2 protein-coding genes and 1 pseudogene are annotated in these 4,530 nt (G+C 63.2%); 2 read left to right on the top strand and 1 reads right to left on the bottom strand.

Annotated features, from left to right (window positions below; translation table 11 throughout):
* Positions 1 to 330: pseudogene (locus GUI70_RS22200) on the top strand (secretion protein HlyD); the annotation flags it as partial.
* A 17-nt stretch (positions 331 to 347) separates the two neighbouring features.
* Positions 348 to 3,776 (top strand): efflux RND transporter permease subunit, encoded by a 3,429-nt coding sequence (locus tag GUI70_RS22205; RefSeq protein ID WP_161884457.1) that lies wholly within the window; start codon positions 348 to 350, stop codon positions 3,774 to 3,776.
* Between the two features lie 56 nt (positions 3,777 to 3,832).
* Here GUI70_RS22205 and GUI70_RS22210 read toward each other — a convergent pair whose 3' ends face one another.
* Complete coding sequence (locus GUI70_RS22210; protein WP_161884456.1) at positions 3,833 to 4,303, bottom strand: hypothetical protein; 471 nt, start codon at positions 4,301 to 4,303, stop codon at positions 3,833 to 3,835.
* Between the last annotated feature and the right edge of the window lie 227 nt (positions 4,304 to 4,530).

Genomic DNA, 4,530 nt, shown 5'->3' on the forward strand with positions numbered 1-4,530 from the left:
GAGAAGTTGCCCCCGCTCGGCGCAGTGGGCACGGTGCAGTACATCTCCACGGTGGGCAAGGGCACGCTGGTGCCCACCACCGCCCTGCAAATCGACAACACCACGACCTCGGTGTATGTGGTTACGGGCGGCAAGGCCAAGATTCAGAACGTGACGGTGATCGGCCAGACGGGTGACACCGCCGTGGTCAGCGGGCTGAAAGCGGGGTCACAGGTCATCACCCAGCCGCCCGCTGGACTCATCGACGGCGCGAGCGTGAGCACCGATGCGGCGTTCGGCGGGGGCCAGGGCGCTCCGGGCGGCTTCGGCGGCCCCCCGGGTGGACCATGAGCGGGGAGGACAAGGGGATGAACAAGCCAGGCGAGCCGTCCATTCCAGCCGCCAGATCCGGTCGTGAGCGGCAAAAGGAGTTCTTCGGGCGCATCAACCCCCTGGTCAATTTCTCAGTGTCGCGCTATGTATTTTCCATCGGCATCTTCATCGGCATCGTGGTGTTCGGCTTCTTCTCGCTGCGGTCGCTGGGCGTCGATCTGCTCCCCACCATCAACATTCCGGTGGTCAACATCAGCACCTCGTATCCGGGAGCCAGTCCGGTGGCGGTCGACAAGCAGGTCACCCAGGTCGTGGAGAGCGCAGTGGCGCAGGTCATCGGCGCGACCAGCGTGTCGAGTACCAGCAGCACCGGAAGCAGCCGCGTCACCCTTCAATTTGCCGACGGCACCGACCAGAACGCAGCCGCCAATCAGGTGGCCTCACTGGTGGCCGGCGCCACCCGGCGGCTGCCCAGCGGCGTCGATCCACCCAGCGTGCGGACCTTCAACCCCAATGCCGGGTCCATTCTGGAGTTCGGGATCTCCGGCGGCAAAGACAGCCTCGACAACGTCTACGACTACACCAACAACGTGATTCTTCCTGCGCTGCAACTCGTCGACGGGGTCGCCAACGTGACTGTGGCAGGCGGCTCGACCCGCCAGATTCAGGTGCTACTCAACCCCGACAAACTCGCCAGCTTCGGCCTGACGCCCGCGCAGGTCAGCAGCGCCATCACGTCGAGCAGCGTCAACTCGTCGATCGGTACCATCACCCAGAACAACACCTCGCTAACCTACACCACCAACAGCTTGCTGACCAGCGTGGCCGACGTGGCCGGCGTCAAGGTGGACGCCGCGCGCGACATTCAGGTATCGGACGTGGCCGACGTGCGCAACAGCGCCGCCACCGACAGCTACACCCGCGTCAACGGCCTGCCGGTGGTGCTGGTATCGATTCAGCAGACGGCGGGCAGCAATGCCGTCAGCGTGGTGGACAACGCCAAGGCGCTGCTGACCGGCACCAAGTTGCCCAGCGGCTACAAGATCACCTTCAGCAACGACACCACCACCCCGATCCGCACCTCGATCGCCTCCACCCAGCATGAGCTGTACCTCACCGCACTGGTGGTCGCCGTCGTCACCATGCTGTTTCTGGGGCGGCTCAACACGGCCTTCACGGTGATTGCGGCGATTCCCATCTCGCTGGCCGCCGCGCCGATTCTCTACAAGCTGATGGGCTTTACCTTCAATCAGGTGTCACTGCTGGCGTTGATCGTGGCCATCGGTATCGTGGTGGACGACTCCATCGTGGTGGCCGAAAACGTGGAGCGCTACCGGGCGTTGGGCTACGACCGCACCCAAGCGGTGCTCAAGGGAGCCTCCGAGGTGTTCAGCGCCGTGACGGCGGCCTCGCTCTCGCTGCTGGCCGTGCTGGTGCCGGTCAGCTTTCTGGGCGGCATCATCGGCTCGTACCTCCAGCAATTCGCGCTGGGGCTGGCGGCAGCGGTGTTCTTGTCGTGGCTCGAGGCCCTGCTGTTTCTGACGGTGCGGATGGCCTACACCCCCGACGCCCAGCCGCTGGGCTGGAAAGACGCCGGGCGCAGCTTCCTGAAGTTGTCGGGGGCCTTGAGCTGGGGACTGCGCTCGGTGCGCACCTACTGGTTCTGGGGCCTGGTCATCTTGGCGCTGGCGGGCATCTGGACCACGACCCATAAGCCGCTGTATCTGGCGGGCGTGATCCTGCTGCCCATCGTGCTGGGCCTGGCCGCTTACCTGTGGGGCATCGCGCTGGCTCTGCTGGAGGCCCTGACCACCACCCTCAGCGGCTGGACCAACGGCCTCCTGGGCATCGTCCGCAATGCCTACGTGCGCACGCTCGACGAGGCACTGCATTTCAGCCCGCTGGTGCTGCTGTTCTCGCTGGGATTTCTGGCGGCCACCGTCGTCGTCGCCGTGCCGAAACTCAACTTCACCTTCACGCCCGCCACCGACTCCGGCACCCTCAACGCCAACCTGAGATTGCCGAGCGACCTCTCGCTGGCGACGGCCAATCAGCTGCTGGGCCGCATGGAAACGTACTTCCTGAGCCAGGAGGACGTGCAGACGGTGCAGTCCTCGGCGTCGGGGAGCGGAGCCAGCGTCAACATCACCCTCAAGCCCATCGAGGAGCGCCCCAGCATCAAGGTGCTGACCGCGCAGTACCAGCAGGGCCTGCAAAGCCTCTATACCGACCAGCCGGATGTCCGCGCCCGCATCTTCAGCCAGGGTGGTTTCCGGGGCCAGGGTACCCAGCAGAGCCTGACCCTGGTGTCGTCGAACCTCGATACCCTGAGCACCCGCGCCGCACTGGCCGTCACGACCCTGGAGGCTGACCCCAACGTGCTGAGTGTGAGCAGCAGCGCCGACAACACCTCGCTGGAAAACCGCTTCGTGCCCAATCAGAACCTGCTCTCCGGCACCGGTTTGAGTGCCAGCTCGGTGGCCAGCACCCTCAGCGACTACGCTTCGGGCGACAGCGCGGGCAGCATCGAGGTGGGGGGCGTCACCTACCCGATCCGGGTGGAGATCAATCCGGCCCGGCTTACCGACGAGCAGAGCCTGCTGTCACTGCCGGTCTACTCCTCGGCGCTCAAGAGTAACCTCTCGGTGGGACAGCTCGGCAGTGTGGTGCAGGGAGTCGCACCCAACCAGATCCGGCGCGACAACCGGATTTACAGCCTCTCCATCAGTTACCAGCCCACCACCGAGACGACCCTCAGCACCAACCAGCTCACCACCAAGTTGCAAGACGACCTGACCAAAGCGGGTGTGCTCGACAATCTGGTGTCGGTGGGCGCGGCGGACCGCAACGGCGGCGCGGCGCTGGGCAACCAGCTCGGCAGCCTGGGTGTGCAGGCGTTCGGCTTATCCTTGCTGCTGGTGTACCTGGTGATGGGATCACAGTTTAACTCATTTCGCTATCCCTTCTACCTGCTGCTGCCGGTGCCATTCGCAGTGGCGGGAGCGCTGTGGCTGATTTTCCTGAGCGGCAGCAGCCTCGACATCTTCGGTGTGCTGGGTTTCCTGCTGCTCATCGGGCTGTCGGCCAAGAACGCCATCATCTACCTGGAATTCGTGGTGGAACAGATGCAGGAGCGGCCCTTCCGCGATGCCTTGATCGAAGCCAGCCGCCTGAGATTCCGGCCCATCGTCATGACGACCATCACGGTGATGGTGGTGAGCCTGCCGCTGCTGCTCAACCAGGGCAGCGGCTCGGAGTACGGCAAGAGCATCTCGCTGGTGGTGCTGGGCGGAGTCAGCGTCTCGGCCATCATGACCTTCTTCGTGGTGCCTGCCGCCTTTTACCTGTTCGAGCGCAAGCGCGCCGAGAAGGACTGGGCACGCCGGGCACAGCTGAGCCAGGAACCCCGCCCCGCCGAAGTCCGTGCACCGCGCACTGACGGTGGCTACGCACCGGGAAGCTGAGCGCAGCAGTAAAAGAGGAGCCGTCCCAAGTGGGTGGCTCCTCTTTTCGTTGGGCTTCAGTTGGCTTTGATGGAGGCGGGCGAGACCACCGTGTAGGCGTCCAGCCCGAAGTGCCCGGAGAGTTTCAGAATCAGCGCTGGGGCAGGATGAGCAGCGTCCCAGTGAGCGACTGGAGCAGTGGCGATCGTACGATAAGGATCGAGGGCGGCTTGAAAATCCCGGACGCTGGAGTAGAACTTGACTGGCTGCTTGTCGTCATTCTTCTGAAAAGCGACCTGGCCTTTCTGGGCTTGGCTGACGTCGGTGCTCAAAATGACATATCCATCCTGTAAACCGCTCGCTGACCCTGGCGAGGTCCAATACGTCAGCTTCGGTGTTAACAGGGCATACACGCCGCCTTTCTGGAACGGACCCGTAAACGCAAGGCCTTTTCCGGCGCTTGGCTCTAACGTCACACCCCAGGCAATGCCATCCCCCCTGAAAGCTATATCTCCGTTGAATGTACTGGTGTACAGGTCCTTGACCACACGCTGATCGTCAGTCTCTAGTTGAATACTGGCTTTTTCGACCCTCAAGGTGGGGTTTTTCCAATCCAGAATCTGGACATCCGCACCGGAGTTGAACAGACCAGCGATAAATACACCGGTATTGAGGTAAGACTGAGATGTTGCGGTTTACGAAAAAGCTGTCCAGCACGGCTTTGCACCTCAGAATGAGGGTGTGAACGCAAAGGAAACTCGTGCTGGACAGCTTT

Source organism: Deinococcus alpinitundrae (assembly GCF_009982895.1).
In the GTDB taxonomy this organism is placed as follows: Bacteria; Deinococcota; Deinococci; order Deinococcales; family Deinococcaceae; genus Deinococcus; species Deinococcus alpinitundrae.